This is a genomic window from Aureibacillus halotolerans (assembly GCF_004363045.1).
GTDB lineage: Bacteria > Bacillota > Bacilli > Bacillales > DSM-28697 > Aureibacillus > Aureibacillus halotolerans.
The window spans coordinates 243,560-268,084 of record NZ_SNYJ01000003.1 but is presented as its reverse complement, the minus strand read 5'-3'; the positions used below and the strand labels follow the sequence as shown (position 1 = coordinate 268,084).

Below are 24,525 nucleotides of genomic sequence, written 5' to 3'. Positions count from 1 at the left end.
GATGTCGTATCTAAGCGGAGATTACTCAACCACTCATCAAAAGGGGATGAAAAACATTGAAATTAGGCGTATTTAGTGTTTTGTTTCAGGACAAACCGTTGGAAGAGGCACTCGACATCATTGCCAAAAATGGACTGGATGCCGTGGAAATTGGTACAGGTGGGTATCCAGGAAATGCTCATTGCAACCCTGCAGAGCTTTTGGCAGATGCCAGTAAGCTCGATGCGTTCAAACAAGCTGTTGAAAGCCGTGGGCTAGAAATTAGTGCCTTAAGCTGTCATGGAAATCCTCTGCATCCAACAAAAGAAACAGCTGACAAATTTCATCAGGATTTTCATGATACCGTTTTACTCGCAGAACGCCTAGGTGTTAAAAATGTGATTACCTTTTCAGGTTGCCCTGGAGAGTCAGAGCATTCTAAATACCCAGTGTGGGTGACCGCTGCTTGGCCAGAAGATCATCCTGAGGTTCTGAAGTGGCAATGGGAAGAAAAAGTGATTCCGTATTGGAAGGAGCAGAATGAATTTTTGAAAGCGCATAACGTTCAAGTTGCGATTGAAGCGCATCCTGGTTTCGTTGTGTACAATACAGAAACGGCTCTACGTCTACGTGAAGAGTGCGGCGCTCAGATTGGTGTTAACCTCGATCCGAGTCATTTGTTCTGGCAGCAGATGGATCCAGTTGTGGCGATAAAAGCACTTGCAAAAGAAGATGCACTTTTTTACTTTCATGCGAAGGATACAGGCATTGATGCACAAAACACTGCGGCAAATGGCGTATTAGATACAAAAAACTATGGTCAAGAACTTGAACGATCATGGATTTTTAGAACAATAGGCTTTGGGCAAGGCGAAGAAAAATGGCGGGAGATTGTCTCGGCTCTTCAGCTAGTTGGCTATGACGGCTACTTAAGCATTGAACATGAGGACAGCTTAATGTCTGTCCAAGAAGGGTTTGAAAAAGCGGCTGCGACTTTGCAACGCATGATTACGAAGGAAAAAGTAGGCGAAATCTGGTGGGCATAACCAAATGAAAAAACAGGGAAGAAAAATCGGGAATCCCGATGTTTTTTCTTTGCACTTCACGGGTATATTTGGTACTGTTGATGTAGTGACAGGCTGATAATCGTTTTCAGCTGCAAACTACATACATTCTTAAAGGAGGAATTTGCAATGGCTTATGAACTGCCGGAATTACCATATGCATACGACGCACTCGAACCACACATCGATAAAGAAACGATGAACATTCACCACACGAAGCACCATAACACGTACGTCACAAAACTTAATGATGCCGTTAAAGGAAACGCGGATCTTGAGAACAAAGACGTGTTTGAGTTGGTTGCACAATTGAATGATGTCCCAGAAAACATCCGCACAGCGGTAAGAAACAATGGCGGTGGTCATGCAAATCACACATTTTTCTGGAATAGCCTTTCTCCTAATGGTGGCGGGGAACCTACTGGTGATTTGAAAGCAGCTATCGACAGTAAATTTGGTAGCTTCGATGCGTTTAAAGATGAGTTCACGACTGCAGCAACTGGTCGTTTTGGCTCTGGTTGGGCATGGCTCGTCGTAAATAACGGCGCCATCGAGATCACAAGCACTCCAAATCAGGATTCTCCACTTACAGACGGTGCGACGCCAGTTATTGGCCTAGACGTTTGGGAGCACGCCTACTACTTGAAATATCAAAATCGTCGCCCAGATTACATCTCGGCGTATTGGAATGTCGTTGATTGGGATAAAGCGAATAAAATTTACAACGACGCAAAATAATAATTTGTAAAAATGGGGCAGCCCTTAAAGTCATCTAAGTGACTTTAAGGGCTGCCTTTTTGCTTGTCGTTTTGTGCATATCTCCCTTGCTTCAGGATCATGCTAAGAAAAGCATGCAAAGGAGAGGCTACGATGAAGACATTATTACGTAATATGACGGGCAATACAGGTGGTAGTCAACGGGCGTTGTTATTGCTCATTAGTATTGGAGGGCTTTACGCGTTATCCATTGCACTATCAAATACCTTTGTAAACATTTATCTTTGGAAGCAATCAGGAAACTATACGGACCTGGCCATTTACAACCTTGCTCAAGTCATTTTACAGCCACTCACTTTCCTTTTTGCTGGTCGTTTAGCAAAAAAAGTAGATCGAGTGCTTGTTTTACGCATTGGTGTGATTTTCTTGGCGCTCTTTTATTTAGCCGTATTAATGGTAGGGGGGGCATCCTCTCAATATTTAGTGCTTTTGGGCAGCTTGCTCGGGATTGGGTTTGGGTTTTACTGGTTAGCGTTTAACGTGCTGACATTTGAAATCACCGAACCAGACACACGTGATTTTTTTAACGGTTTTCTAGGCTTTATCTCCTCGTTCTCCGGGATGGTAGGTCCCTTGGCAGCTGGGTATATAATTGCTAGTATGGAGCAATTTACAGGATATACAACAATCTTTACGACCTCGCTCATCCTTTTTGCAGGAGCTGTGGCGCTCAGTTTCTTGTTACTTCCTAGACCTGCTAGTGGACGCTACGAATGGAAACGGATCTGGACCGAGCAAACATATAATAAGGATTGGAAACGAATATTAAACGCCCATTTTTTCCAAGGGCTCAGAGAAGGAACATTTATATTTGCGATTACACTATGGGTGTTTATTGCAACGCAAAGTGAGCTGGCCATCGGTACCTTTAGCCTTGTGCACTCGTCTGTAGCGCTCTGTTTCTATTATATAGCCGCGCGATATATTCCACCCACAAGGAGGAAGCTTGCTATTTTAGTGGCTGGAGCGATGATGTATGCCAGCGTATTATTGCTCATGTTCACATTGAAATTCCCTCTCTTGATGATCTATGCAGTTTGTACAGGAATTGCTTACCCTGTCGTCATGGTGCCCTTTGCATCTCTCACCTATGATGTCATTGGTCGAGGCTGGCGTGCAGCAGATATGCGCGTAGAATATGTCGTTATCAAAGAGCTTTTTTTAAATGCCGGTCGCGCCGTTTCCATCCTCATGTTCATAGTAGCTGTGACGGCGTTCTCTCCAACAGTTTCACTTCCTGTGTTAATTGGTGTCATAGGCTCCGGCCATTTTCTCATCTATTTTTGCATACGACGGATCCATACGGTGACACCAACACGTGACGATGACAAAAAAGCTGTGTCCGATTCTTGGCGAATGCAAGAAAATAATGCAGACCCACGTTAACATTCTTTCGCTCTCGTAAAAATTCATGTAAAATGGACTTAGAAGTTGTAGCGAGAGGGAGCGTTATGTGTGGCAGATACAGTAAAGAAACGAAAGAAAAAACGGAAACAGCTATCCTTTCGATTAAACATCTTATTTTTTGTTATATTTTTGCTGTTTTCGGTATTAATCTTACGGCTTGGTGTGCTTCAAATTGTGCATGGGGAAGAGTACGAACGCAGTTTAAATCGAACTGTAAATACGACCGTGAATACGCCAGTTCCTAGAGGAAAAATATACGATAGCAATTACAATGTGCTTGTGAACAATAAGCCGCTTTATGCTATTACCTATACAAGAGACAAAAACACTAGCAATGAGCAGCTTTTAGAACTGGCAAAAAAATTGTCAACGCTAATTGAAAAGCCGGATGAAGACGTAAATCTCCGTGACGAAAAGGACTATTGGATCATTACGAGACCGGAGAAAGCTAGAGAAAAAATTGCCACTGAAATTGAGGCAGGGGAGCTTGAAGCAGGAGACCTTTACCAACTTCAGTTGGAGCGTATTACAGCTGAAGATCTTGCCTCCATTAATGGGCAAGAGCGTGAGGTGATGGCCATCTATCGTGAGCTTGCAGGTGGATATGATCTTGTGCCACAGAACATAAAGATTGAGGACGTAAAAAAAGAAGAATATGCTCGTGTCAGTGAACATTTGGCTGAGCTACCGGGCATTCATACGACAGTCAACTGGGAGCGGAATTATACACAGGATGGGATGTTACGGAGTGTTATTGGCAGTGTGTCCAGTTCGGAAACAGGATTACCTAGAGAACAGCTTGACTATTATTTGGCACGCGGCTACAGTCGAAACGACCGTGTCGGAACAAGCTATTTAGAGGCACAATATGAAGATGTCCTTCAAGGACAGAAAAAGCAAGTAGTGAATACACTTGAAGATGGTGAAGTTGTCGCTACAAAAGTAGTGACAGAGGGAAAACGCGGCAAGGACCTTGTTTTGTCCATTAGATCTCAACTACAAAAAGAAGTGGAACAGATTGTTGAGGAAGAAATGCTTCAATCTAAACAAGGTCCACATGGGTCTAGTCAGTATGCCAATGAGGTGTATGCAACAATGCTGAACCCTAATACTGGTGAAGTGTACGCCATGGTTGGGAAGAAATTTAGTCGCAATGAAAATGGCGAAATTGAATTTATTGACAATCCGTTAGGCGTCACAAACAATGCTTATGCAATGGGGTCAACGGTCAAGGGCGCCAGTGTACTAGCTGGATTGGAAAGTGGTGTCATTCATCACGGCGAGGTCATTGATGATCGGCCGATTAATATCAATGATGATGATGAAAAAAGCTCTTATAAATATTTGGGCTACAACAATGAAATTCAAGCGTTACAAAAATCTTCGAACGTGTACATGTTTCATATTGCAATGCGGATGGGGGAGTACAATTACCGCCCCTATGAATCTGCTCCGTTTAATAACCCTGGCGCTTATGAAGAAGTAAGAAACTACTTTGCACAGTTTGGTCTCGGGGTGGATACAGGCATAGACCTACCTACTGAAAGCTCAGGGTATACTGGTAGAGACAGAATAATCGGTCTCTTGATGGATATGATGATTGGGCAGTATGACACCTATACAACAATGCAATTAGGTCAATACGTGTCAACAATCGCGAATGGTGGCTATCGCATCCAGCCAAGACTAGTCAAAGAAATTCGTGAACCTACGCTCTCAGGTGATGGTTCACCTGGTCCATTAATTCAACGTTTTGAACCGAATATCCTCAATAAAATCGAAATGAGCGATACGAATTTAGGATATGTTCAGCAAGGCTTTCATATGGCTTTCCATACGGCGGAAGGTACAGCAGATGAGCACTTTGCTGATCGCCCCTATAATGCCGCTGGAAAAACAGGAACCGCTGAAGCTGACAACTCTGGCAACTTCTACAACTTAACGTTGATTGGTTATGCGCCTTATGATAATCCGCAAGTCGCTTTTGCTATCGCTGTCCCGGGAATTAGTGACAGTGATCCAATCAGCAAAGATATCGGTCAGCGAATGATGGACGCCTTCTTTAATTATGGTGATTATGCTAATACCAACGATAATCAAAATGAAGAAGAACAAGGCAATGAATCGTAGTAGAGCGCTGTAGCGCTGCTGCAAACCGAAATAGGCTAAGGCATACCTAATTTATCCGATAAAACTTCGAACAATTCATTTGAATCTGTTCGGAGTTTTGTTTGCTATTAAGGCATTGACCGATTCATCTGTTACAAGCCGGGCGCTAAGTTAAGTCCTATTTTTCATAACGACGTAAGCGGTCAACACCTAACGAATGGTAAAGCGAATAGAGAAAAAGCAGCCCGCCCTCGGAGGAGGAATGGACTGCTTTTTTCATATTAAAGATTGAATAATAAAGTTCGAAGCTTTTTTGTCAAAAGCAAGACCTCTGCAGAGCTTATGAGGATGGCCTTAGCCGACAATGTAAAGAAATGAGTACCGGTCGACCTCCACTCGAAATCGCTACAGAACTCCTTATGTGCTTTTGCAGACTAACAATTTCCCAATGGACTTCTACAAATGCCCATTTGTATCCCTTGTTTATTCAATTCTGCTTTAACATTAATAATAATTGACCGCTTCGTATATGTTGAGTTAAGAAGTGAATGAATTGCATCATCGTGCATTTGATTCTCTTCGCCAGCTATTAGCCTATTGAACCAATCATGTATCCCGTTCGGATCAATATTTCCTGCTACAGAGGAAAGTCGATTGAACCCCTTCTGAAGTTTATTTTTAAGATCTATATCGCCGCCAGCATAAATGTAAATACCTGGACATGATTCTTTTATATAGGCTAAGGTTTCCTTACTTTTTGGGCCAGATTCTTTTAGTCCAATGACAAGTTTTAATGAATTAAACGTTTTTATGATGGTATCTTCACTCAGGTCAAATCCTGTTCTCGCTGGGGAGTTATATAGAATTGTAGGTTTTCCCCCCGCTTCAACAACTTTTTTAATGTATATTGTAATTTCATCTTGTGTGGGCACAATATAGGGAGGAAATCCTAACACCATACCAGCAATATTCGTTTTGCTAATTGCTTCCGCAATCATCACTGCGTCTTTTTGTCTGACAGCGCCTACCCCAAAAAGGATCTCCATTTTTTTAGATAATCCATGACCATCTAGTGCTTCAATAAGCCTTCGTTTTTCTTCTGTATTGAGACTGTGCTGTTCTCCTGTAGTCCCACAAACTAAAACCGATTTGACCCCCTTATCATACAAATTCTGAATATGATTCAATGTGTGTTCGATTTCTAACTCCTCATTTTGTGAGAAGGCTGTAGGTATTGTAACGTGGTAAGCTTCAGTAAGCATTATGTAACATTCCTTTCCATAGGTTATTGAGTTTCTTTCAAGTGCCAGATTTCAGCCACTTAAACTAATGTAATGGTATAGCTTTTTTGTGTGATGTCGTGGCACGTTCAATTGTGGTATTAATGGCTATCTACTAATGGTTGTGAAAAACACTCAGCCTTTATTAACCATTTGTATAATATTTACACCGATTTTGATGTGAACGTCAAGTAAAATCTATTCTAGTGCACTTTCAGGTAACGTAGATCTTATTTTAATCAGAATGAATTGTAGTGCTTGTTTTCGCACAAATAACAGCCTGAAAATATTCTCAACTAATGTTGTATGAACGGATAAGCAGATTACGAGATGGACATGGCCCACTCATTTGGCTCTATTTTTGACATTTCTGCTTTCGGGCACAAACGAAAAAGACTGAATAGGGGTTTTATCCTCTACTCAGTCTTTTATAAATGTACGTATGGTGTTAGCGATTTGTAATTTGTTTGGCGATCTCGACAATGTTCATTCCGGCTTTGATTTCATGATCACCGATTTGAACATACTGTGCAATGTTGTTATCTTCCAGATAATTCGTCAGAACAGACGCATCTAGCAAACCTAACTCTTCAAGCTGTTGACTTACTTCATATGTGCTCATGCCTTCTTCAACGGTAATCGTCCATTCCGTTTTTGGTTCTTCTGGAGCTGCGTTTTCGTCTTCAGCATTATCGTTGTCAGCATTTGCACCTTCATCTGATACGGGACTAGGCGATTCTTCATTTTTTTGCAATTCATCGCCTTTATCAGCCGCTGGTTGCTCGTCGGTCGAAGAAAGGCTTCCATCAGCTGAAACGGCCATCTGACCATTGGCGTCTAGGTAGCGATTGACAGAGGCTTCGCTCAGCGTAGGTTGTGGAGAAAAACCCGTAAATATCAATACGACAACAACGGCAAACACGATACCAGCTGAAAAGGAGCGTAACGTGTTTCGGCTCATAAAAGGACGCCTCTGCTTTTCTCAGCATACAATAATTGCTCAACATGGTCGGTGCTAATGTGAAGTGCGTGGGCAATCGATGAAGGATCCAAGCCCTGGGCGTGCAAATGCAAGGCTTTTTCAGTGAGAAGCTCTTGCTCTGAAGCCATATGATCGTCTATTTGTTGAGTTTGTGTGTCAGTGAGAAGCATTTCTTCTTCAAAGACCTCTACTTTACGTCGGAGTTGATAAGTATCCTGCGATGTTTGAATCGTCAATTGTTCGAGCTGTTCCTCCACGTCCTTCATTCGATCCTTGGCGAAAAAAGAAATGACAAACAGTGCAATTGCGATACATACTAAAACAATTAAAATCGTAGTCATGAGATTCCCTTCCTTTTGAGTCTTAATACTATACATTTATACCATACTATTCGAGCGCTTCGTAAGGTTTTTAAAGGAGAAAACATGACATTTTGTCGTCATTTGACGAATTTATAGGAGTTAACGACAACTTTCGCAGTGCAAAAATTACTTTCAACGCTGACAGTGACTGAGTAGAAGCAGGGTGAGATAGATGAAATGATATCTTGAGTATTGAGGAAAATTAAAGTTGCCAAAGCTCACAATCCTGTATTTTCTAAAAGGTCGTCTTTCAGTAACGAGCGGAGATGCGCTGGGGGGCATAGGAATGACGACCGCTGCGTCAAAATACTTCGCTTTCTGCGGGGCACGGCTTCAGCTTCCTCGGAAAGCAGGCTTTCCGAGGGGATCTTCAGCTCGCGCTGATCCCACTAGAGTCTACGTATTTGACTACGCTGGGTTTTGTTTCTGTGTAAATTGTTATTTATTATGTCCGTGACTCGTATATCGAGTAATTAAGCGTTTTGCAACCAATTAAAACAAGTAAGGGCATCGTTTCATGCAAAGTTGGATTACCTAATGCAAGAGTAGAGATAAATTTAGTTCTTCAAAACAACGCCTGCTGTATTCTGGTAAACAGATAAGGGCCTCTGCTCACGATCTGTATTTCTAAATATCATCTTTTAGTAACGAAACGGATTTCTACAAGTTAATTCTTTTAATGAGTCCTTTTGAATTCATGTTACATCATAAAAAGAGTCGATCAATAAAAGCTGCCACTAACGAGACGCCAGGAGAAAAGAAAACGCGACGTGGCCTTTTCGAGTCGATGATGCGCTTGGGTGCACAGGAATGACGACCGCTGCGTCAACATACTTCGCTTTCTGTGGGGCACGGCTTCAGCTTCCTCGGAAAGCAGGCTTTCCGAGGGGATCTTCAGCTCGCGCTGATTCCACTAGAGTCTACGTATTTGACTACGCTGGGGTTTGCTTCTGGTTAGATTGTTTTTTATTGTGTCCGAAATCCGTATATCGAGTAAGAAAGCGTGTTGCAACCAATTAAGACAAGTAAGGGCATCGTTTCATGCAAAGTTGGTTTACCTAATGCAAGAGTAGAGATAAATTTAGTTCTTCAACGACTGCTGTATTCTGGTAAACAGATAAGGGCCTCTGCTCACGATCTGTATTTCTAAATATCATCTTTTAGTAACGAAACGGATTTCTACAAGTTAATTCTTTTAATGAGTCCTTTTGAATTCATGTTACATCATAAAAAGAGTCGATCAATAAAAGCTGCCACTAGCGAGACGCCAGGAGAAAAGAAAACGAGACGTGGCCTTTTCGAGTCGATGATGCACTGGGGGGCACAGGAATGACGACCGCTCCGTCAAAATACTTCGCTTTCTGCGGGGCACGGCTTCAGCTTCCTCGGAAAGCAGGCTTTCCGAGGGGATCTTCAGCTCGCGCTGATCCCGCTAGAGTCTACGTATTTTGACTACGCTGGGGTTTGTTTCTGTGTAAATTGTTATTTATTATGTCCGAGACTCGTATATCGAATAATAAAGCGTGTTAAAACGTGATTGCTTAGCAAACAAGACAAGTAAATGCATCGTTTTATGCAAATTTGCATCCTAGTGCAGTATTGATGCAGTGGTGGACATAAGGTTTGTTTATAATTCAGATAACTTCCGCAGTGCAAAATCGATTTTAACGCTGGTTGTGCTTGAGTGGACGAAAGGTGACATAGATGAATGGACTTCTTAAAAATAACGGCTGCTGTATGCAGTAATATAAAGATACCATTGCTCATAATCCTGTGATTTCTAAAAGTTCATTTTTCAGTAACAAGCGGACTTCTACATCCTAAATCACTAAATAAAAAATGAATCATCATTAAAAGCTGTCATAAGCGAGACTCCTGAGGCGAGGTTTTATCGAGTCGATAATGCACTTGTGCCTTTAGGGGAGAAGCGAGCGTATAGCCACTAGTATAAAGCAATCACTTCAATGGGTTGCAGGTTATTCTTCATCTAAACATGTAAACCAATAGGCAGTGGCTATGCTTTGAAAAAAACAAGTCATTCTGTAAATAAAAAACACGAACTAACTTGCCTTTTGTCGTTACGTTTGGTACTTTATTATAGTATGTGTTGCAAGAAATGGAGGGATACTTATGCGCGTAAACATTACACTTGAATGCACTGAAACTGGTGACCGTAATTATATTACAACAAAAAACAAACGAACCAACCCAGAGCGTATCGAGCTGAAAAAATATTCACCTCGTCTTCAACGCCACACGGTGCATCGCGAAACGAAATAACAACAGGGTCCTCCTGTTGTTTTTTTTTCGCTTTTTTTTCGCTTTCTTTGTACACTAAGCATATGGACATTCAAGAGAAACACTTTATTCGACAACAAATGAAAGCGAAGCGGAAGCTCATCGCGGATCGCGACCAAAAAACTAATTTGGTGACAGGGCGGGTGTTGAGAACGAAGGCATGGCAACAATCCAAACAGGTTGGTATTTATGCTGCTATTGAAGGTGAAGTTCAAACGGAAGCACTTATTCAAGCGGCGTATGAGCAGCATAAGCGGGTAGCGTTGCCCAAAATAGCAGCGGACCGCTCGATGCAGTTTTTGCAAATGAATAAAAACAGTTTAATGAAACGAAACAGGTACGGCATTGAAGAGCCTTGTGATTCACAGGTGTTGACGTTTGAAGCCATAGACTTGCTTGTCATTCCAGGTCTCTGCTTTGCAAAAAATGGAGATCGCCTTGGGTATGGTGGCGGGTATTATGATCGCTATCTTAAAGAAACGAAAGGGATAAAAATGGGGCTTGCTTTTAACGAAATGATGCTTGAAGAGTTGCCAAGAGAAGAAACCGACATTCGCATGGATCTAATCGTCACAGACCAACACGAGTATTGGTCTTGAAAGGAGGGGCGCAGCAAATGACAACACGATATTCTCGACAAACATTGTTTCAACCAATTGGGGAAGAGGGGCAGGAACGACTGGCAAAGGCGTCGGTTGTTATTGTTGGCATGGGAGCCCTTGGAACCGCAACAGCAACGCATTTTGTACGTGCCGGGATCGGTCATGTACGCTTAATTGATCGTGATTTTGTTGAATGGTCTAATTTGCAACGACAGCAGTTGTTTGACGAGGAGGATGCTAGACAATTGGCCCCTAAGGCGGAGGCCGCAAAAAACAAGCTTGAAAAAATTAATAGTACCGTGACCATTGAAAGCATTATCACAGATGTGACCGCATCCAATGTGATGGAACACGTGGATGGAATGGATGTTATTGTCGACGGGACAGATAATTTTTCGACTCGGTTCCTGCTGAATGATGTGAGCGTTAAATACAATCTACCATTTGCGTATGGAGGAGCCGTGTCATCGCGAAGTCTGGCAGGTTTTTTTATCCCAGGGAAAACGCCATGCCTGCGTTGTATGATTTCTGGTGGAGACCATGGGGAAACCTGTGACACTGTCGGGGTGATCTCTCCAGCCGTAGCGATCACAGCTGCCCTCCAGACAACGAGTGTGCTCCAATGGCTCGTGCATGAGGAACTTGAACAGGAAGGTTTAACGTCCTTTGATGCATGGACTGGCCGCTATCACCATCTTCCGTTTACAGCACCGAAGGCGACGTGTCCCACCTGTCAATCCCATGAATACCCTTCATTAAATGCAAGGGAAAAAACAGAAGCGGTCTTGTGTGGTCGTGACGCTATACAACTTCAATACAAGAGCTCGTTTCAATTGGAAGAGGTCGCAGAGCGTTTAAACCCAATTGCCGATGTGACGACAACACCGTTTCTCGTTCGTGCAAAAATTTCTGATCAAACCACTTTTGTCATCTTCAAAGACGGACGAGTCCTTATTCAAGGCGTTAAGGAAGCTTCAACGGCACGAAGCTTATATAGTCGTTACTTAGGAAATTAACCAGCTCTTGCATAAACCTCCAGCAGATAAGCCACCCTAAGGCGTACTGGAGGGATGTATAAATGCGTGAAGCCGATATAGCAAAATGGATGCTTCTCCTTGGTGCTATTTTTGCATTGTACACGTTGCGCTATCGTTTGCTTGGATTTTTGATGTCAGCCAATTGGTTACGAAACATTGTCGTTCGTCGATTTGCAGGTCCTTATATCCGGAAAAAGCTTGAAGGGGATCTGTTTTAACCGTATTGCTTAGATATACAAGGATGAAAAGAAACCACCTTTTGATGACAGAGCCTTTTTGTCGCTAGAGGGTGGTTTTGTCTTTCTATCGGAATAAAGGTATGGAACACGAAAAGCATGACAATGATGAGTAGCAGAAGTGTCGTTTGCTTTAGCGAGTAAGGTCAAATTAATGAACGTTTAAGAGAGTTCATTTTGCCGAAGATAAAGGGTGATCATTCAAATGCATAAACCTCATAAACGAGTCCCGTTAACGGAGAATTTCACGGAGAATATTGCGTATTTACATAAGCGCCTCGGTGTCGATAAAAGCTTTGATGTCATTCAAGTCGATCTGAAGTATGCCAACAGGAAAATGGCACTCTTTTTAATCGATGGCTTTGTCAAGGACGACATTATGCTGTACATTATGCGAGCTCTTTCGCATTTAAAAGAATCAGACCTTGATGATCAACCACTTGACACCCTCATGAAAACACATATTCCCTATATTGAAATTGGAACAGAGGACGACCTTGAGATTATCATTGATCAGGTATTAAGTGGACCTGTTGCTATGATTGTAGAAGGCGTTTCAACAGCTATTTTAATTGATGCCCGTACATATCCAGTGCGTGGACCAGAAGAGCCTGATGTAGAGCGAGTTGTGCGTGGTGCAAGAGATGGCTTTGTTGAAACGATCGTATTCAATACGGCAATGACGCGAAGACGGATACGAGATCGGTCTTTACGTATGGAGTACATGCAAATCGGAAGGCGATCGAAAACAGATATTTGTATTAGCTATCTGGAGGACATTGCTGATCCGAGTCATGTGGCTGAGATTAAAAAAGCCTTGGAGAGTATTGATACAGACGGTTTGCCTATGGCTGAAAAAACAATCGAGGAATTTATCTTCAAGGAATTCAAAAATCCGTACCCTCTTGCTCGGTATACAGAACGGCCAGATACGGCTGCATCCCATTTGTTTGAGGGACATGTGATTATCATTGTAGATGGTTCACCAAGTGTCTTAATTACACCGACAACATTTTTCCACCATTTGCAGCACGCAGAAGAATATCGCCAGAAACCGATTATTGGCACCTATCTTCGTGGTGTTCGCTTCCTTGGTGTATGGTTGTCACTATTTATGCTACCGTTATGGTTTTTATTAGCGATCACACCAGAGCTCCTCCCCGACGCATTAGCGTATATTGGTGTTGACGATTCAGGGGTTGTCCCACTCCTCTTTCAATTTTTGATTATCGAGGTCGGGTTAGACCTGTTACGTATGGCGGCCATACACACACCGTCTTCGCTCGCGACTGCCCTTGGCCTCGTCGCTGCTGTACTTATCGGACAAGTTGCGGTGGAGGTAGGGTTATTCTCCAACGAGGTCATCCTTTATTTGTCGATTGCAGCCATTGGAACGTTTGCGACACCAAGCTATGAGCTGAGCATTGCCAATCGTCTTTTTCGGATTTTTTTGCTCCTCACGACAGGTCTTTTTGGAGTGGTCGGATTTGTAGTTGGTGTGACGTTTTGGGTCCTATTTTTAGTGAGACTCAAAGGGTTCGATGTTCCTTATCTTTGGCCACTCCTGCCGTTTAATCGGGAAGCGCTTAAGGATGTACTGCTGCGGGCTCCAATTCCATTGAAGCATCATCGACCGAAAATATTACATCCAAAGGATCCAGATCGCTAAAAAAATCTCCTTGGCTGAAACAATTTTATAATGTGTATGAATCTCTTTGAATCTCTTAGACCACGGGTTTTAGAAACAGGAGTGCTACTTTTTAAACTTACGTGGAAAGTGCATGGAGTTTTAACGCAAAGTTGCTTATAATAAAAGGTATACAAACTGTTTTTAGGGGTGTGGCCTATTCAACACTTTATAGATGTTGTTCAGTATGTAAGACGGTTTGGCGCTTTTATTTACACGGGCGACAGACTAGCTGATATTGAATTAATCCACGGAGAACTTAGGGAGCTCTTTCAGCTCGGCATGATGGATGCGGATGAATATGCGAAAGCGGTTGCTTTGTTAAAACAAGAAGAGCAGGTAGAAAAAAAGAAAAAACTGCCAAAGTGATTGGCGTCATCATTGAAACACATACATAGAACCAAAAGGGAGAGATTTTCTTGGAGAGTACGGTTTTAGCAGCAGCGGATATTGGAGGGACATCAATTAAATTAGGATTACTTAGCGGCACAGGTGATATTTTGGACAAATGGGAGTTGCCTACAGATCTTGCAAACAACGGCGAGGCAATTCCTGAGCAACTTGCCCACTCTTTATTGGATCGCTTGAAAAGAAATGGACTAGGTAAAGAAAATGTTCGTGGGTTAGGTGTCGGATGCCCAGGATTTATGGACATGGATCATGGTTTTGTGCATCAAGCGGTTAATATTGGCTGGCGTGATTTCCCATTAAAAGAGAGGCTAGAAAAGGCAACTGGACTTTCGGTGATCGTAGATAATGATGCAAATGTAGCTGCTCTGGGAGAAATGTGGAAGGGCGCAGGAAATGATGAAAGCGATTGTTTGTGCATTACTCTCGGGACAGGCGTTGGTGGAGGGGTCATTATCAACAACGACATCGTTCACGGGACATCAGGGCTAGCAGGAGAAATTGGTCATGTCACCGTCATTCGTGTAGGCGGAGCGCGGTGCAACTGTGGAAGACAAGGGTGTTTGGAAACCGTTTGTTCGGCAACTGGAATCGTCCGACTTGCGGAAGAGGCATTAGAAACATCCCCATCCATTACCTCGTCATTACGAACGCTCCAAGGCACGTTAACGGCCAAGGCGATTTTTGATGCAGCGAAGGAAGACGATGCTTTAGCGAAACAAGTTGTTGATTTTGTGACCGCTGAGCTTGGTCATGTTCTTGCACAATTTGCGAATGTTCTCAATCCTAAAGTGATCGTCATCGGCGGAGGCGTATCAAAAGCAGGAGACGCTCTATTACGCCCAGTGCGTCAGGCGTTTACAAATGCCGCTTTGCCACTAATTGCTGAGAGTTGCCGCATTGAAGAAGCTCTTTTAGGCAATGATGCTGGTATTGTTGGTTGTGCATGGTTGGTTAACGAGAAAGTGTAAATAGCATTATTTTTATGGTTGCACTGCATAATTTAAACATTGAAAGCATTTGCCAAGAGTGTTGGGCAAATGTTTTTTTTTGTTTTTTTTATACGACGCTTGTCCTACTGCCAGAGGGGTTTTAGTTCATAGGGAGGATGGAGTGTATGGAGAAAACTGAAACTAATTCGCCTGTTTTTTCGTCTTTAGGTTTAGATGATGCGCGATTGTGTAATAGATCTAAGTTAAGATTTTTGTTTTTTTGTTGAGATTTTATGAAGAAAACATTAAGATATACTATACTGTCTCAACCCCAATTGACGTGCCGAAATAGAGGAGGACCATTTATGAAGGAGCGTTTTGCGTCTTCAAAGTATTTTGTGCTATTGTTTACCGTTGGATTGCTATGGATAAAAACCTATGCGCTTTACAGAATGGAATTCAGTATAGAAATGAATTCACTTTTAGAGCAATTTAACCTTCTCATCAATCCATTAGCAACATTGCTCTTGATTGTTGGTACGGCGTTTCTTTTCACATCCAAACGTCGTCGTGGATGGCTGCTTTTTGTCAGCATTGCCTATACGCTAGTGCTCTATGCCAATGTCCTTTACTTTAGAGCGTTTAGTGATTTTATAACGATTCCAGTATTGCTTATGACAAACAATGCAGCCGATTTAGGATCAAGTTTTTTCGCTTTACTTCACATTTACGACGTTTTGTTTTTTGCTGATGTAGCTGTTATTGCTTGGCTTCTTTACAAAAAGAAGGTTAACGTAAGCTTTGTTTTCAAAAAGCCTGATCTTCGGAAATATTATGCGATCGTCGCTTCTGTGTTTATATTTAATCTAGCGCTAGCAGAGATGCAAATGCCGTGGTTGCTAACCAAAACGTTCGATCGTGAGATTATGGTGAAGAACTTAGGGACGGTGAATTACCATGTTCATGATGCCTTTATGTCTTCAAAAACGTTAATGCAGCGTGCGTTCGCAAATGGCAGTGAGCTTGATGAAATAACGAATTATGTGAATGCAAACGACGTGGACCCGAGTGAAGATATGCAAGGGATGATAGAAGGGAAAAACGTAGTCTATATTTCAATGGAGTCTATGCACCGGTTTGTGATAAATAAAAAAGTGAACGGTGAAGAGGTTACACCATTTCTAAACGATTTAATCCAAGACTCGTTGTATTTCTCAAATTTTTATAGTCAGGTTGGGCAAGGAAAAACGTCAGATTCTGAGTTTCTCGTTGAAAACTCCCTTTATCCACTGCCTAGAGGATCTGCGTTTGTCACACATGCGGATAATCAGTTTCGTGCAGTTCCGGAAATTGTAGGTGAGCACGGCTATCATTCGGCTGTGTTTCATGCCAATGATGCAACGTTTTGGAATCGCAATATCGTATACGACTCTCTTGGGTATGATGAGTTTTTTGACATTGAAAGCTATGATGTCAATGAAAACAACCAAGTGGGTTGGGGGCTAAAGGATGTTGATTTCGTTGAGCAGACTGTCCCATATTTGAAAGAAATGCAGCAACCATTTTATACGAAATTGATCACGCTAACGAATCATTTTCCTTTTGAGCTTGATCCACAAGACCAGCTGATTGACCCGCTTGAAACGAGCAGTGAAACAGTGAATAATTATTTCCCGACAGTTCGTTACACTGATAAAGCCATTGAAACGTTCATCCAAAAAATGAAGGACGCAGATCTTTATGAAAACACTGTGTTTATCTTGTATGGAGATCACTATGGTATCCCAGAATTTAATTATAATGGGTTGGAAGACTTGCGTGGCGAGGAAATTACGCCATTTGATCACGTAAAGCTCCAACGTGTTCCATTAATTATTCATATCCCAGGGTATACAGACAACCGTACGATTGATAACGTCACTGGACAGATTGATCTGAAACCAACCTTGTTGAATATGATGGGCATTGCAAATGACGACTTGTCTTTTGGTCATGATATATTTTCCGATGAAAATCAACCATTAACGATCCTAAGAGATGGAAGCTTCATTACAGATGAGGTGCTTTACACAAAAGGCGTTTGTTATGATGCTGAGTCTGGGGAAGAAATAGAAGCTTCTCATTGCGAGCCTTATAGTAAAAAGGTGGAGCAGGAGTTAAGTTACTCAGATAAAATCATATATGGCGATTTGTTACGTTTTAAAGATGAATAAAATAATCTAGAAGATAAGAAAAGGTTTTCTGTGAAGTTATTGTTCGCAGAAAGCCTTTTTTGTGTGAGTGATGACAGTGGTGCAGGGCTCATATAGTAAAATTAAATCACACAACCAAGGAGAGGGACTATGCAAGGTCATGCTAGTGAAGCATTTGGTTCTCGGCAAGTCATCCGTCGATTGCATCGTTTACATGCGACTTGTCCATTTATAACACTCCGTACGATAGGATATTCTTTGGCAGGAACGCCTCTATTGGAAGCCAGAATCGGCCAAGGGAAGACGGTTGTGCATGCCAATGCGGGTTTTCATGCACATGAATGGATCACTTCCTATGCTTTATTAGATTTTCTTGAGCGTTATGCGATGCAAATGAATACAATCAAAGAGACCCCTTGGAACAAAGCCTATGAAACATACACCCTTTCTGTCGTGCCTATCGTCAATCCGGATGGAGTCGATCTCATCCGGTTCGGTCCGTGCGTTTTTCCTGACTACAAAGATATACTTGGCGAATTAAATCATTTCCGAACAGATTATAGTGGCTGGAAGGCCAACCTTCGTGGTGTTGATTTGAACAATCAGTTTCCTGCTGGCTGGGAGATCGAACAAAAGCGAAAACCGTTGGCGCCTGCCCCGCGCGATTTTCCTGGATATGCGCCATTGAGCGAGCCAGAGGCACAAGCGATGCACTTGCTTGCTTGTGAATCCTCGTTTGCAACAGTGCTGGCATTTCATACACAGGGAGAGGTGATTTATTGGGGGTATCAGGAGGCTGAACCCACAGAGGCGAAGGAAATGGTTGAGAGGATGCAGACTTTTTCGGGATATCGACCTGTCCGAACGATTGATAGCCACGCGGGATATAAAGATTGGTTTATTGATACCTATCGTAAGCCCGGGTTCACAATCGAGTTAGGAAAAGGCATTAATCCGTTACCTTTTAGTATGTATCAAGGAGTGTTCAACAGCCTCACACACATAATGGCTTCAGTAATGCTTTGAATTCAGTAAGATTTTCCGTTGTATAGAGGCGTGGAAGCTTGTAAAATAGAGAGAACATATTCAGGAGAGAAGGCGAAGGATGAGAATGATACGCTGGCTTCTGGTCCTTGTCATCATTTGCCTTGCCGGCTGTGCCTCTGGACCTGTTGTACAAGAGGCTGATGGGAGTAAATTCCAAGGAATTACAAAGCAAGTCGGGCTTAATGCTGTTCGTGGATTGGAAATTGATGAAAATGCAGAGTGGGAATTCGTACAATGGAGAAATGAACACGCGATTTATGTCATTGAACGTTCGACCACAGAAAATACTCTGCTGCAATACGATCTTTACACGGGTGATCGTCAACCGTTATTTACAACAGAAGGAGCCATCAGCTCTGTCACTTATAACCGCCTTAGTCAAAGCTTTGCCATCTATTACAGTGAAGACCCTATGAGAAGCTATTTAATGATTGCGACATTGGAAGGGGAACAGATTCGTCTTTGGGAAACGTCCGCCTACGATCTTTTTGTGGCATGGAGTCCATTTAATGCAGATCAAATGGTGGTTTCCACCTTTCAGCGCGATTGGACAGCAGACACCTTTTTGTGGTCAATAAAGGACGATACACGTGTTCCGCTACAAGTCCCTTCCCCGTTTTTGTATTGGTTGTTTTCTGATACGTTAACGTATATGGATACCACTGCTCTGCAATGGAACTTATTGTCTCTTGAGTCGTTGGCGCCCGAACCGATCTCCAAAAATGTATTGGACATTAAACAACTAGGCCCTTACACAGTCGCTTTGGAGCGAACGAATGAAGGGAAAAAGCGCTCCTTGTATAAACAAGGTTCATTTGTTTTCTCAACATCTCTCCCTTCAGGAGTCAGCCGATTGTCGCCAATGGATTTGGCCATTCAACAGGAGAGAATGTACATCGTTGAAAATGATATGCTTGTTGTGTATAGCCTTACCGACGGCTCATTGATACGACAACTTCCGATTCAAGCCTCAACAGAAAAATTGACAGTGTCTCCAAAGGCGTCATGGGCAATATTGCATTCCTATAATGAAGCATACATTGTGAGACTTGCATCAGGAGAAGCAAAGCCTTTGTATTGAATTCGTTGAGTAATATTGCTAGAATTGCAATAATAGAAACATCAATAATGTGACTAGAGGTGCCCATGTTCGGGCTGAGAAAAAGCCTAGCTTTTACTCTTAGAACCTGCTCTGGCTAATACCAGCGAAGGGAAGTCACGGACGTGAGGTCTAGATTTAATGTATGCCTCATAGCCGCTTCCCTTTTGTGTGGGAGCGGCTTTTTTATATGATAAGGGGGAAAAAGAAATGAAACTTGGTCGTGTATATGCCATTACAGGAGAACAGTTTCACCCACAGCGACCCTTAGAAGAAGTGATGAGGGATGTGCTCGAGGGAGGGGCATCTATTGTACAGCTTCGGGACAAGAAAAACGCACCCCATCTTGTGCGTGAAAAAGCATTTCAGCTTAAAGCGCTTTGTGATCTCTATCAAGTGCCGCTCATTATCAATGACTATATTGACATTGCCATAGAGGTTGACGCTGCAGGGGTCCATTTAGGTCAAGAGGATGTAGCAATTGAAAAAGCTAGGGCTGAACTTGGCCCATCGAAGCTCATTGGCATTTCCACGCACGGCATTGAGCAGGCCATGGATGCACAAAGGCGAGGGGCAGATTATATTGGAGCGGGTCCAATCTATGATACGCAGACGAAGGAAGATGTGGTTGCACCCGTTGGCCTCGGGTATATTAAAGAGCTGGTCTCAGCAGAGCTCCGTATTCCCTTTGTTGCCATCGGCGGCATTAAATTGCATAACCTACATGAAGTGATTGAAGCAGGGGCTTCTACGGTGTGTATGGTGAGTGAAATCGTTGGCAATGAACGACCAGCCCACCAGATTCAGCAAGCTATACAAGCATTTTCGTATGAGGAAAAGAGGTAGAGGGCATGACGATTGTCTTAAATGGAAAAACAACAGAGGTGACTCAAGGAACTTTGGCAGAGCTTCTTTCCACTTACAATATGACTCCAGGATTAGTTATAACAGAGGTCGATGGCGAGATTATCAGTGAAGAATCACGAAATGAAATTACACTAAAGGACAACATGAACATTGAAATTGTTCAATTTGTTGGAGGGGGGTAAAGAGATGAAACATGACTCATGGAAAATAGGTGAGCATACGCTAACGTCACGTATTTTTTTAGGAACGGGGAGGTTTCCAAATCCTTTTATTCAAAATGAAGTCATCGCTGCCTCCGGATCGGAAGTGCTGACGTTTGCTGTTCGGAGGGTGAATACAGAAGCTCCTGAGGAAGATGCCATCTTACAGCATCTTGGCGATCGTACGCTTCACTATTTACCGAACACTTCTGGCGCGACCAATGCAAATGAAGCTATCCGTATCGCACGCTTGGCACGTGCTAGTGGGCTAAGTAACTGGATTAAAGTTGAAATTAGTGTCCAGGATGAGACATTACTGCCTGACCCCATTGAGACACTGAAGGCAACGGAACAGCTCGCGTCGGAAGGCTTTACTGTTTTTCCGTACACATCGGACGATCCAGTGTTAGCAAAAAGACTTGAAGAAGCTGGAGCAGCGGCAGTCATGCCTGGTGGGTCACCGATTGGAACTGGCCTCGGTATATTGAATCCATACAATATCGAGCGTATCTGTACATCGTTGACTGTACCGGTCATTGTTGATGCAGGCATTGGCACGGCAAGTGACGCCACGAAAGCGATGGAGCTAGGAGCCCAAGCTGTATTAATAAATACAGCCATTGCGAAAGCCAAGGATCCTGTCCGGATGGCCACCGCAATGAGATATGCAGTTGAGGCAGGATTGCTTGCTAAAAAAGCGGGTCGAATTCAGGAAAGAATGTACGCGACGGAAAGCAGTCCTACTTTAGGAAAAGTACACTAAGCATGTGTTCGAAAAATGCTGTATTTAGCATGGGAAAGGCTTCAGAAAGCGAGTAAAGTAATCGTATGGAGCATTGGAAAAGGGATTAAACATATAGAAAGTTTCCTGAACCAATTCACATGAAACCACCGACAAGAAAAAGAGCGCAATCGCATCATCGCAGCAAAGCGTATAGGGAGTGAGCATTTTGCGCCAAACAGTCAATATAGTAGGCGGCGGCGTTATTGGATTATCTGTCGCTTTTGAGGCAAGAAGCAAAGGGTGGGATGTGCGCGTTTTTGATCAATCAAACTTTGGTGGACAAGCTTCAGGAGCAGCGGCGGGCATGCTTGCGCCTTATTCAGAGGTTGAAGAGGATCCAGATGCCTTTTTTGTTCTTTGTCAGGAAAGCTTAAAGTTATTTCCCCAATGGAAAAAGCGAGTTGTAGATGCAGGCGGCATGGATTTTGAATATATGGAAAGTGGCAGTTTACATGCTTTTTTCCACGAAGCGGATGTTTTAGCAGCTAAAACAACGATGGCATGGCAGAAAAAATTTCAGGTGGATTCGGAGCTGTGGGACGGCAGAAGTTTGGCGGAACGTGTGCCTGCCTTAAGCTCGTCTGTCCTTGGCGCTGTCTATCGTCCAGAGGAAGCTCACATTTATGCTCCGGATTATGTGAAATCTTTGCATAGGGCGTGCTTAGCAACTGGTGTAGAATGCTTCGAACATAGGAAGGTGACACCGACGGCGGCTAACAACGGAGATATTATTGTGAAGAGCAGATGTTATGAGGCCGATGTTCTTGTCATCTGTTCTGGTGCGTGGGCAAAAGAGTGGGAAGACACCTTGAGTTTAGAGATTCCAGTTTACCCAATTCGTGGTCAGATTTGTGCGTATAGAGGGGCACCAGGTGCCTTGCCACACATCGTTTTTTCAAGCCAAGGGTATTTAGTTCAAAAGGGAGACGGAACGATTGTAGCAGGAGCCACGGAGGATATTGCAGGTTTTGAAACAAGTGTCACAGAAAAAGGGGTCGGACGACTGCTCCGATGGGTTCCGAAAGTTATGCCTTCTCTTGAAGGGCTTGTACCGTTTCATCAATGGGCGGGTCTCCGTCCTGCTACAATGGACGGGTATCCATTACTAGGGCATACAGATGATTGTAGCGCAATTCTATTTGCTTGCGGGCATTATCGAAACGGGATTTTATTGTCGCCAGTAACAGCTAAGCTTATAGGTGAGCTATTAACTAAAATTTCAATGCCTCGTGATTATGAAGTGGCCTTCCACCCAGGTCGATTTAATAGAAAATGAAAAACAACCAATCGTCTACACGATTGGTTGTTTCAGGCTGTTCTTTTAATACTGCCCCTTGATTTGTAAAAACCAAAGAGGACTTCTAGAATTAATATGAAGTCGGTCCGTTTGTAATGAGGCTGATTAGTGTGTTCACTGTAAACCATCCAAAAACCGCAACTGTAGCGGCAGAGAAAGCGACGGCAACGAAGTTTTTCCTTGAAAATTCGCGAATGAAACCAAATATGCCTAGAATCGTAACGATCCCAAAAATAATAATAATACCCATCGTATGTCCCTCCTTACATCGAGCGTTCAATATGTAAGAGACACGCTTCTTGCCTCAAGGCATACACTCATTTGAATGTAAGCGTGCCCTTTGCTATTGTTTATTATACGATGTATCTTTTAGAATGTCGATTGTTGATCGTAAGAATTTGAAGCTTTTGTCATGATAGTAGAAAAGAGGGGAATTAAATGGCTTATAGACAGCAACCGTTAGGTACCATTCAAACAAACGCATATATCCTGAAAAAGAACGAGCATGTTCTTCTCATTGATCCAGGGGACAATATAAAAAAAATTATCTCATTGGTGGGAGACCAGCTTGATGCTGTGTTGTTAACTCATGCGCATTGGGATCATATTGGCGCATTGGATGCCGTTTTATCTCATTACAAAGTGCCAGTGTATTTGCACGAATTTGAACACGACTGGCTTGTGGATGGTAAGAAAAATGGGTCAGCTAAATATTTTCCTGAAGCCATTACGGTGAATTCACAAAGTGATTTACACCCTCTTACAGAAGGCAACCTCTCGATTGGACCTTTTCATTTACGCGTCATTGAAACGCCGGGACACTCACCTGGGAGTTGCTCGTTTTACTGGGAGGAAGAAGCTGTGGTCTTCGCTGGTGATACTCTTTTTGAACGTAGTATTGGGCGAACTGATCTCTACGGTGGAAACACATCGCAATTGTTGAAGAGCATTCAGGAGAAGCTGCTCTCTCTCCCTGATGAGACAGCTGTAGCTCCTGGTCATGGTCCAGAAACGACAATCGGAGCTGAAAGACAATCAAATCCGTTTCTTTGAGTTCATAATAAAGGAGTGCATCGTTAAATGCAGCGACTAACGAGACTCCAGCGGCAAAGAAATCACGACCGCTCCGTCAAAATACTTCGCGTTCCGCGGGCACGGCTTCAGCTTCCTCGGAATCTTGCTTTCCGAGGGGATCTTCAGCTCGCGCTGTTCCCGCTGGAGTCTGCGTATTTTGACTACGCTGATGTCTGTTTCTGTATAAATTGGTTTAGGTTGTCTCGGTCTCGCAATTGAATGTATTCAAAAATCAAATCTGTTATGGGACAAGCGATTCAGAAAGTGCAAAAAGTAATCATCTAAAAACCAGCGGTCACTAGTGCCCTTTCAACTAACTTAGTTGGTCATGGTCGAAATTGAATCAACAAGGTCGATCTTTTTTTTACAATACCCAAAAGCGGTACCTAGTGAGACTCCAACAGCAAAGAAAACACGACGAGGTCTTTTTGAGTTGAAGATGCGCTAGGGTGCACGGGAATGACGACGACCGCTCCGTCAAAATACTTCGCTTTCTGTGGGGCACGGCTTCAGCTTCCTCGAAAAAGCAGGCTTTTTCGAGGGGATCTTCAGCTCGCGCTGATCCCACTAGAGTCTACGTATGTTGCCTACGCTGATGTTTGTTTCTGCGTACAATGTTTATTGTGGCTCGATCTCGTATAGAGGGTAAAAAGCCGTGTGGCAACCAAATAAGGCGAGTACGTGCACTGTTTCAAGTTAGATCACCTGGTGCCTTTTACACGAATGTTGTTTGGTAAAGGAAGCAAGTGAACGCGGATGTATAGCCGTTTGCCTAGAGAGAGTGTTTTCCAGCTGTTAACTTGTG

The 24,525-nt window shown here is 43.0% G+C and carries 23 protein-coding genes and 1 riboswitch; of the genes, 19 read left to right on the top strand and 4 right to left on the bottom strand.

What is annotated here, in order from left to right; genetic code table 11:
- Positions 1–56 precede the first annotated feature (56 nt).
- The 4 genes from EV213_RS05835 (at position 57) to EV213_RS05820 (ending at position 5,357) form a co-directional block, all read left to right on the top strand.
- Positions 57–1,025, top strand: coding sequence for a sugar phosphate isomerase/epimerase family protein (locus EV213_RS05835; protein WP_133579558.1), 969 nt, complete (start codon positions 57–59; stop codon positions 1,023–1,025).
- A gap of 147 nt (positions 1,026–1,172) precedes the next feature.
- A complete protein-coding gene (locus EV213_RS05830; RefSeq protein WP_133579557.1) occupies positions 1,173–1,781 on the top strand; it encodes a superoxide dismutase in 609 nt (202 codons plus the stop codon).
- Between the two features lie 132 nt (positions 1,782–1,913).
- Positions 1,914–3,206, top strand: a complete 1,293-nt coding sequence (locus EV213_RS05825) for an MFS transporter (protein WP_243739994.1) — start codon at positions 1,914–1,916, stop codon at positions 3,204–3,206.
- Positions 3,207–3,275: 69 nt separating this feature from the next.
- Complete coding sequence (locus tag EV213_RS05820) at positions 3,276–5,357, top strand: peptidoglycan D,D-transpeptidase FtsI family protein (protein ID WP_133579556.1); 2,082 nt, start codon at positions 3,276–3,278, stop codon at positions 5,355–5,357.
- Between the two features lie 413 nt (positions 5,358–5,770).
- Here EV213_RS05820 and EV213_RS05815 read toward each other — a convergent pair whose 3' ends face one another.
- From EV213_RS05815 to EV213_RS05805, 3 genes are all read right to left on the bottom strand, one after another.
- On the bottom strand, positions 5,771–6,598 hold the full coding sequence (locus tag EV213_RS05815; protein WP_133579555.1) for a dihydrodipicolinate synthase family protein: 828 nt from the start codon (positions 6,596–6,598) through the stop codon (positions 5,771–5,773).
- A 466-nt stretch (positions 6,599–7,064) separates the two neighbouring features.
- Complete coding sequence (locus tag EV213_RS05810) at positions 7,065–7,577, bottom strand: MltG/YceG/YrrL family protein (RefSeq protein ID WP_133579554.1); 513 nt, start codon at positions 7,575–7,577, stop codon at positions 7,065–7,067.
- Positions 7,574–7,939 carry a hypothetical protein gene (locus EV213_RS05805; protein WP_133579553.1) on the bottom strand — a complete coding sequence of 122 codons (366 nt, stop codon included), beginning with the start codon at positions 7,937–7,939 and terminating at the stop codon, positions 7,574–7,576. Before EV213_RS05805 ends, EV213_RS05810 begins: the two co-directional genes overlap by 4 nt.
- Positions 7,940–10,090: 2,151 nt before the next feature.
- Here EV213_RS05805 and rpmG point away from each other — a divergent pair.
- The 14 genes from rpmG (at position 10,091) to thiO (ending at position 22,625) form a co-directional block, all read left to right on the top strand.
- Positions 10,091–10,240, top strand: a complete 150-nt coding sequence (gene rpmG / locus EV213_RS05800; protein WP_133579552.1) for a 50S ribosomal protein L33 — start codon at positions 10,091–10,093, stop codon at positions 10,238–10,240.
- A gap of 62 nt (positions 10,241–10,302) precedes the next feature.
- Positions 10,303–10,857, top strand: a complete 555-nt coding sequence (locus EV213_RS05795) for a 5-formyltetrahydrofolate cyclo-ligase (protein ID WP_133579551.1) — start codon at positions 10,303–10,305, stop codon at positions 10,855–10,857.
- A gap of 17 nt (positions 10,858–10,874) precedes the next feature.
- Complete coding sequence (locus tag EV213_RS05790) at positions 10,875–11,876, top strand: ThiF family adenylyltransferase (RefSeq protein WP_133579550.1); 1,002 nt, start codon at positions 10,875–10,877, stop codon at positions 11,874–11,876.
- Positions 11,877–11,938: 62 nt separating this feature from the next.
- Positions 11,939–12,115: a hypothetical protein gene (locus EV213_RS20665; protein WP_166639180.1), complete on the top strand. Its 177-nt coding sequence runs from the start codon at positions 11,939–11,941 to the stop codon at positions 12,113–12,115.
- Positions 12,116–12,338: 223 nt separating this feature from the next.
- Positions 12,339–13,802 (top strand): spore germination protein, encoded by a 1,464-nt coding sequence (locus tag EV213_RS05785; protein ID WP_133579549.1) that lies wholly within the window; start codon positions 12,339–12,341, stop codon positions 13,800–13,802.
- Between the two features lie 168 nt (positions 13,803–13,970).
- Positions 13,971–14,189 carry a YqgQ family protein gene (locus tag EV213_RS05780; RefSeq protein ID WP_166639179.1) on the top strand — a complete coding sequence of 73 codons (219 nt, stop codon included), beginning with the start codon at positions 13,971–13,973 and terminating at the stop codon, positions 14,187–14,189.
- A 50-nt stretch (positions 14,190–14,239) separates the two neighbouring features.
- On the top strand, positions 14,240–15,199 hold the full coding sequence (locus EV213_RS05775; protein WP_133579547.1) for an ROK family glucokinase: 960 nt from the start codon (positions 14,240–14,242) through the stop codon (positions 15,197–15,199).
- A 326-nt stretch (positions 15,200–15,525) separates the two neighbouring features.
- Positions 15,526–17,373, top strand: coding sequence for an LTA synthase family protein (locus EV213_RS05770; RefSeq protein WP_133579546.1), 1,848 nt, complete (start codon positions 15,526–15,528; stop codon positions 17,371–17,373).
- 129 nt (positions 17,374–17,502) lie between these two features.
- Positions 17,503–18,378: a M14 family metallopeptidase gene (locus EV213_RS05765; protein WP_133579545.1), complete on the top strand. Its 876-nt coding sequence runs from the start codon at positions 17,503–17,505 to the stop codon at positions 18,376–18,378.
- 79 nt (positions 18,379–18,457) lie between these two features.
- Entirely contained in the window at positions 18,458–19,480 is a 1,023-nt protein-coding gene (locus tag EV213_RS05760) for a YqgU-like beta propeller domain-containing protein (protein WP_133579544.1), read from the top strand.
- Between the two features lie 45 nt (positions 19,481–19,525).
- Positions 19,526–19,630: riboswitch (TPP riboswitch) on the top strand.
- Between the two features lie 78 nt (positions 19,631–19,708).
- The gene (gene thiE / locus EV213_RS05755; protein ID WP_133579543.1) at positions 19,709–20,344 is read left to right on the top strand and encodes a thiamine phosphate synthase; all 636 of its coding nucleotides are present in this window, start codon (positions 19,709–19,711) and stop codon (positions 20,342–20,344) included.
- Between the two features lie 5 nt (positions 20,345–20,349).
- Entirely contained in the window at positions 20,350–20,547 is a 198-nt protein-coding gene (gene thiS / locus EV213_RS05750) for a sulfur carrier protein ThiS (RefSeq protein WP_133579542.1), read from the top strand.
- A 4-nt stretch (positions 20,548–20,551) separates the two neighbouring features.
- Positions 20,552–21,328 carry a thiazole synthase gene (locus tag EV213_RS05745; RefSeq protein ID WP_133579541.1) on the top strand — a complete coding sequence of 259 codons (777 nt, stop codon included), beginning with the start codon at positions 20,552–20,554 and terminating at the stop codon, positions 21,326–21,328.
- Positions 21,329–21,506: 178 nt separating this feature from the next.
- A complete protein-coding gene (gene thiO, locus EV213_RS05740; protein WP_424923024.1) occupies positions 21,507–22,625 on the top strand; it encodes a glycine oxidase ThiO in 1,119 nt (372 codons plus the stop codon).
- A gap of 91 nt (positions 22,626–22,716) precedes the next feature.
- On the opposite strand, the gene EV213_RS05735 is transcribed toward thiO, so the two are convergent.
- Positions 22,717–22,896 carry a DUF2759 family protein gene (locus tag EV213_RS05735; RefSeq protein ID WP_133579539.1) on the bottom strand — a complete coding sequence of 60 codons (180 nt, stop codon included), beginning with the start codon at positions 22,894–22,896 and terminating at the stop codon, positions 22,717–22,719.
- Positions 22,897–23,084: 188 nt separating this feature from the next.
- Between EV213_RS05735 and EV213_RS05730 the strand changes: the two genes are divergently transcribed.
- On the top strand, positions 23,085–23,699 hold the full coding sequence (locus tag EV213_RS05730) for an MBL fold metallo-hydrolase (protein WP_133579538.1): 615 nt from the start codon (positions 23,085–23,087) through the stop codon (positions 23,697–23,699).
- Positions 23,700–24,525 lie beyond the last annotated feature (826 nt).

Bases quoted from the DNA above. Each gene is read 5' to 3' on its own strand.
- EV213_RS05745 (WP_133579541.1), top strand. From the start codon at position 20,552: ATGAAACATGACTCATGGAAAATAGGTGAGCATACGCTAACGTCACGT.
- EV213_RS05785 (WP_133579549.1), top strand. From the start codon at position 12,339: ATGCATAAACCTCATAAACGAGTCCCGTTAACGGAGAATTTCACGGAG.
- EV213_RS05805 (WP_133579553.1), bottom strand. From the start codon at position 7,939: ATGACTACGATTTTAATTGTTTTAGTATGTATCGCAATTGCACTGTTT.
- EV213_RS05790 (WP_133579550.1), top strand. From the start codon at position 10,875: ATGACAACACGATATTCTCGACAAACATTGTTTCAACCAATTGGGGAA.
- EV213_RS05825 (WP_243739994.1), top strand. From the start codon at position 1,914: ATGAAGACATTATTACGTAATATGACGGGCAATACAGGTGGTAGTCAA.
- EV213_RS20665 (WP_166639180.1), top strand. From the start codon at position 11,939: ATGCGTGAAGCCGATATAGCAAAATGGATGCTTCTCCTTGGTGCTATT.
- EV213_RS05810 (WP_133579554.1), bottom strand. From the start codon at position 7,577: ATGAGCCGAAACACGTTACGCTCCTTTTCAGCTGGTATCGTGTTTGCC.
- thiE (WP_133579543.1), top strand. From the start codon at position 19,709: ATGAAACTTGGTCGTGTATATGCCATTACAGGAGAACAGTTTCACCCA.
- EV213_RS05735 (WP_133579539.1), bottom strand. From the start codon at position 22,896: ATGGGTATTATTATTATTTTTGGGATCGTTACGATTCTAGGCATATTT.
- EV213_RS05795 (WP_133579551.1), top strand. From the start codon at position 10,303: ATGGACATTCAAGAGAAACACTTTATTCGACAACAAATGAAAGCGAAG.
- EV213_RS05765 (WP_133579545.1), top strand. From the start codon at position 17,503: ATGCAAGGTCATGCTAGTGAAGCATTTGGTTCTCGGCAAGTCATCCGT.
- EV213_RS05730 (WP_133579538.1), top strand. From the start codon at position 23,085: ATGGCTTATAGACAGCAACCGTTAGGTACCATTCAAACAAACGCATAT.
- EV213_RS05830 (WP_133579557.1), top strand. From the start codon at position 1,173: ATGGCTTATGAACTGCCGGAATTACCATATGCATACGACGCACTCGAA.
- EV213_RS05815 (WP_133579555.1), bottom strand. From the start codon at position 6,598: ATGCTTACTGAAGCTTACCACGTTACAATACCTACAGCCTTCTCACAA.
- thiS (WP_133579542.1), top strand. From the start codon at position 20,350: ATGACGATTGTCTTAAATGGAAAAACAACAGAGGTGACTCAAGGAACT.
- EV213_RS05770 (WP_133579546.1), top strand. From the start codon at position 15,526: ATGAAGGAGCGTTTTGCGTCTTCAAAGTATTTTGTGCTATTGTTTACC.
- EV213_RS05760 (WP_133579544.1), top strand. From the start codon at position 18,458: ATGAGAATGATACGCTGGCTTCTGGTCCTTGTCATCATTTGCCTTGCC.
- rpmG (WP_133579552.1), top strand. From the start codon at position 10,091: ATGCGCGTAAACATTACACTTGAATGCACTGAAACTGGTGACCGTAAT.